This window comes from Kocuria tytonicola, from assembly GCF_003687455.1.
Lineage (GTDB): Bacteria > Actinomycetota > Actinomycetes > Actinomycetales > Micrococcaceae > Kocuria > Kocuria tytonicola.
Map to the genome: position 1 here is coordinate 1 of NZ_PHOA01000136.1, position 4,800 is coordinate 4,800.

Below are 4,800 nucleotides of genomic sequence, written 5' to 3' on the forward strand. Positions count from 1 at the left end.
GGGTGAGCGCGCTCAGGGTGGGCGCGGGGAGCTCTGTTGTCATCGCCCACCAGCATAGGACGCGCGCGGGAGGACCGGCCGCGCGCGCCGGGTGCGGGCGGGGAGCGCGCGGGGCGTGCTGTGCCGCGGCGTCGGAGGGCGGTGGCACAATGAGCGCTGCACCACCCAGGGGCACGCGCGTGCCCGCAAGCCGAGAACGCGGAGGACTGCGGCGCAGTGAAGGTCTTGATCAGCGGGGGCGGCCCCGCGGGCGCCACGGCGGCGTACTGGCTCGCGAGCCACGGCATGGACGTCACGGTCCTGGAGAAGTCCGCGTACCCCCGGGAGAAGGTGTGCGGGGACGGGCTCACCCCGCGGGCCGTGCAGCAGCTGCGCCTCATGGGCGTGCCGCACGGCGAGGCCGAGGGCTACCGGCGCAACCGCGGGCTGCGGCTCGTGGCGTCCGGGCGCACCGTGGAGTTCCCCTGGCCCGAGCTCACCGACTTCCCCTCGTACGGCCTGGTGCGCACGCGCGCGGGCTTCGACGAGGACCTCGTGCGCCACGCCCGCGCCGCGGGGGCGAACGTGGTGGAGCGCCGTTCCGTGAAGGACGTGCTGCGGGACGGCACCGGTCGCGTGGTGGGCGTGCGGGCCGCGGTGCTGGACCCGGAGACCGGACGGCGCACGGCGGAGACCGAGGAGCACCGCGCGGACCTCGTGCTTGCCGCGGACGGCAACTCCACCCGCACCGCCGTGGCCGCCGGGCTGCACCGGCGCACCGACCGGCCCATGGGCGTGGCCGTGCGCACCTACTACCGGTCCCCGCGCTCGGAGCTGGACTGGATGGAGGGCTGGCTCGAGCTCGAGGACGGCACCCGCACCGAGCGCGCCCTGCTGCCCGGCTACGGCTGGATCTTCGGCGTGGGGGACGGCACCGCGAACGTGGGCCTGGGCATCCTGGACACCTCGCCCGCCTTCGGTTCCCTGGACTACCGCGCGGTGCTGCGCAGCTGGACCGCCTCGATGCCCGCCGAGTGGACCTTCGACCCCGAGCACCAGGTGGGCACCGTGGGCTCCGCGGCCCTGCCCATGGCCGGCAACCGCACACCGCACTACGTCCCCGGGCTCATGCTCCTGGGCGACGCCGCCGGGCTCGTCTCCCCGTTCAACGGCGAGGGGATCTCCAACGCCATGGAGTCGGCACTGTTCGCCGCGCAGTGCATTGCGGACGCCGCCGCCGCGAACGGCCCCCAGCAGCGGGAGAACGCCCTGGCCCGCTACCCGCAGCTCGTTCGCGCCGAGTGGGGGGCGCACTTCACGCAGGGCCGGGCGCTCGCCGAGCTCATCGGCCACCCGGCAGTCCTCTCCGCGGCCGTGCGCGCGGGCATGTCCGTCCCGGCGCTCATGCGCTTCGCCGTCCAGGTCATGACGGAGCTCTCGGACCGCCCCGCCCGGACTGTGACGGATCGCGCCATCGCGGTGCTGGACGCGCTGACGCCCGCGGCCTGATTTGTCGATAGAGTGGTGGACCGTGACTGAACCCAGCCGCCCCGAGGGCTCCCTGCGCCTGCCCGCGGGCTTCGAGCTCATTGCCCAGGACCCGCACCTGGGACCCCTCATGCTGCGTTCGCTCGAACGCGTGGAGGAGCGGCTGGACCAGTCCCTGCGCGCCACGGACCAGCTCGCGGACGTCACGGCACGCCACCTGCTGCGCGCCGGCGGCAAGCGGGTGCGCCCCCTGCTCGCACTGCTCGCGGCGGAGGCGGCCGGCAGCATCACGGACGAGGTGGTGGAGGCCGCCGTGGTCGTGGAGCTCACCCACCTGGCCTCCCTCTACCACGACGACGTCATGGACTCCGCTCCCCTGCGCCGCGGTGTGGAGACGGCCCACACCGTGTGGGGCAACACCGTGGCCATCCTCACCGGGGACCTGATCTTCGCCCGCGCCTCCGCCATGGTGTCCGCGCTGGGCCAGGAACCCCTCATGATCCAGGCCACCACGTTCGAGCGGCTCGTGATCGGCCAGCTCAAGGAGACCGCGGGCCCCGCCGAGGGCCAGGACCCCGTGGAGCACTACATCCAGGTGCTTTCCGGCAAGACCGGCTCGCTCATCGCCGCGAGCGGCCAGTACGGTGCGCTGCTGGGCGGCGCACCCCGCTCCGTGGTGGACCTCATGGTGGTCTACGGCGAGAAGGTGGGCCTGGCCTTCCAGCTCGCGGACGACATCATCGACCTCACCGGCCACCCGGACGTCTCCGGCAAGACCCGCGGCACGGACCTGCGCGAGGGCGTGGACACGCTGCCCGTCCTGCTGCTGCGCCGGGACGCCGCCGGCACCGACCCCGGGGTCGCGGCCGCCGCAGAACCTGTCCTCCGTCTGATCGACGGAGACCTCACCGACGACGCCGCCCTGGCCACCGCCGTGGCGGCCGTCTCGGAGCATCCCGCGGCCGCCGAGGCTTGGCAGATCGCCAACCGGTGGGCGGACGAGGCCATCGCAGCCCTGGAACCCCTGCAGGACTGCGTGGCCAAGGCAGCACTGATCGAATTCGCCCACGCGGTGGTCCACCGCAAGGGTTGAGCACTCAGTAAGCTTGAGACATTCATCACCCCTGGAGTATCGGCGACACCCCGTGATGCTCCTGGGGGACACTCTTTTCCGTGTGAGGTTCACGCATGTCCACTGAGAAACCACGTGGTGCCGCCGCCAAGGAAGCATTTTCCGGGCGCACCATGTTCATCTTCGCCGCGATCGGCTCCGCCGTCGGCCTCGGCAACATCTGGCGCTTCCCGTACGTCGCGTACGAAAACGGCGGCGGCGCCTTCATCATCCCCTACCTGGTGGCACTGCTCACCGCGGGCATCCCCCTGCTCATGCTGGACTACGCCATCGGCCACCGCTACCGCGGCTCCGCCCCGCTGTCCTTCCGTCGGCTGCACCCCAAACTCGAGACCATCGGCTGGTGGCAGCTGCTGATCTGCGTGGTGATCGCGATCTACTACGCGCTGATCATCGGCTGGGCCATGCAGTACACCGTCTTCTCCTTCAGCAAGGCGTGGGGTGACGATCCCGCCTCCTTCTTCATGAAGGACTACATGAAGGTCTCGGACCAGGTCACCATCGGCTTCGACTTCATCGGGCCCGTGCTCATCGCCACGGCCATCGCGTGGCTCGTGCTGCTGGTGGTGCTCATGCTGGGCGTGCAGAACGGCATCGGCAAGCTCAACGTGGTGCTGATCCCGCTGCTCGTGGTCATGTTCCTCATCATGGTGGGCATGGCCCTCACGCTGCCCGGCGCCGGCGCCGGTCTGGACGCCCTGTTCACCCCCTCGTGGAGCGCACTGGCGGACTCCTCCGTGTGGGTGGCCGCCTACGGGCAGATCTTCTTCTCCCTCTCCGTGGGCTTCGGCATCATGGTCACCTACGCCTCCTACCTCAAACCCCGCTCGGACCTCTCCGGCTCGGCGCTCGTGGTGGGCTTCGCGAACTCCTCCTTCGAGATCCTCGCCGGCATCGGCGTCTTCGCCGCCCTGGGCTTCATGGCCACGGCCTCGGGGACTGAGGTCTCCGAGGTGGCGACCTCCGGCATCGGCCTGGCGTTCATCGCGTTCCCGGCGATCATCTCCCAGGCGCCGTTCGGGACCCTGATCGGTGTGCTGTTCTTCGGCGCCCTGGCGTTCGCAGGGTTCACCTCCCTGATCTCCATCGTGGAGGTCATCGTGGCCGGCGTGCGCGACAAGCTGGGGCTCTCCCGCCCCGCCGCCGTGGCGCTCGTGGTGCTCCCGCTGGCCGCGGTCTCCCTGCTGTTCTTCCCCACCACCACGGGACTGAACCTGCTGGACGTCGTGGACGCGTTCGTCAACAACTTCGGCATCGTGACCGCGGCTCTGATGTCCGTGATGCTGCTGACCGCGGGGTTCTCCGCGCTGCCCACGCTGCGCGACCACATCAACTCGGTGTCCTCGTTCAAGCTGGGCCGCACGTGGATGATCATGACCGGCGGCATCACCCCGCTGATCCTGGGTTACATCCTCATCGACCAGGTCACCAAGACCGCGTCCGAGGGCTACAACGACATGCCGCAGTGGTTCGTGAACACCTTCGGGTGGGGCATGGCCGCGTCCCTGGTGGTCATCGCCTACCTGCTGTCCCGGATGCCGTGGAGCAGGCGCACGGCGGAGGCCTTCACCAGTCCGGCGCCTCCCATCGAGGACGCCTACCTGGACCGCAAGGCCATTGCGAACAAGCAGTCCCTGACCCACTACGCGGGCACCGCCGGGCGGACCGCGGCCCTGGGCCAGGACTTCTCCCTGCGGGCCATCGACCGCGGCACCGTGGTGCAGAAGGACGCACCCTGGGCACACGCAGCCCCCGGTGAGGTCGCGTCCCGGCGCTCCACAGCGGGGTCCCCCGTCAGCCACTCCGAAGGAGAACTCTCATGAGCACCAGCGCCGTCGTCATGATGATCGTCGCCATGGTCATGGTCTGGGGAGGACTCCTCCTGGCCCTGATCAACATCAAGCGCTCCCCGGAGGAGGTGGACGAGCTCGACACCCCGGCCCCCGGAGAGCAGGACCGCGTCCCGGACGAGGACGCCGTTCGGACCGGGGAGCCCGCGGCCCCCGGCCGCCGCGCCTGATCTGCGCCTGCCCCACGGCTCCACCCGCAGCAGAGGCCGCCCCGGACCACGTGTCCGGGGCGGCCTTCCGCGTTCCGCCTCTCGAGCGCCGGTGGACGTCACGCCTTCCCACCCGGACGAGGGACGAGGGGGAACAGTCGGCGGTGGGCAACCCGTGCAGGGCGGGGGTGCGCCTCAGCGG

General features: G+C 71.0%; 4 protein-coding genes. All 4 read left to right on the plus strand.

Annotation, left to right across the window (positions count from 1 at the left end):
* The first annotated feature begins 216 nt into the window (after window positions 1-216).
* The 4 genes from CWC38_RS10930 (at window position 217) to CWC38_RS10945 (ending at window position 4,619) form a co-directional block, all read left to right on the plus strand.
* Window positions 217-1,488: a geranylgeranyl reductase family protein gene (locus CWC38_RS10930; protein ID WP_121846756.1), complete on the plus strand. Its 1,272-nt coding sequence runs from the start codon at window positions 217-219 to the stop codon at window positions 1,486-1,488.
* A 109-nt stretch (window positions 1,489-1,597) separates the two neighbouring features.
* Window positions 1,598-2,560: a polyprenyl synthetase family protein gene (locus CWC38_RS10935; protein ID WP_121846759.1), complete on the plus strand. Its 963-nt coding sequence runs from the start codon at window positions 1,598-1,600 to the stop codon at window positions 2,558-2,560.
* Window positions 2,561-2,655: 95 nt separating this feature from the next.
* Window positions 2,656-4,422 carry a sodium-dependent transporter gene (locus CWC38_RS10940; RefSeq protein ID WP_121846757.1) on the plus strand — a complete coding sequence of 589 codons (1,767 nt, stop codon included), beginning with the start codon at window positions 2,656-2,658 and terminating at the stop codon, window positions 4,420-4,422.
* The gene (locus CWC38_RS10945) at window positions 4,419-4,619 is read left to right on the plus strand and encodes a methionine/alanine import family NSS transporter small subunit (RefSeq protein ID WP_121846758.1); all 201 of its coding nucleotides are present in this window, start codon (window positions 4,419-4,421) and stop codon (window positions 4,617-4,619) included. The genes CWC38_RS10940 and CWC38_RS10945 overlap by 4 nt, the downstream gene beginning before the upstream one ends.
* The last annotated feature ends 181 nt before the right edge of the window (window positions 4,620-4,800 follow it).

Excerpts from the sequence above, each read along its gene's own strand:
- CWC38_RS10935 (WP_121846759.1), top strand. The coding sequence starts at position 1,598 with ATGCTGCGTTCGCTCGAACGCGTGGAGGAGCGGCTGGACCAGTCCCTG.
- CWC38_RS10940 (WP_121846757.1), top strand. The coding sequence starts at position 2,656 with ATGTCCACTGAGAAACCACGTGGTGCCGCCGCCAAGGAAGCATTTTCC.
- CWC38_RS10945 (WP_121846758.1), top strand. The coding sequence starts at position 4,419 with ATGAGCACCAGCGCCGTCGTCATGATGATCGTCGCCATGGTCATGGTC.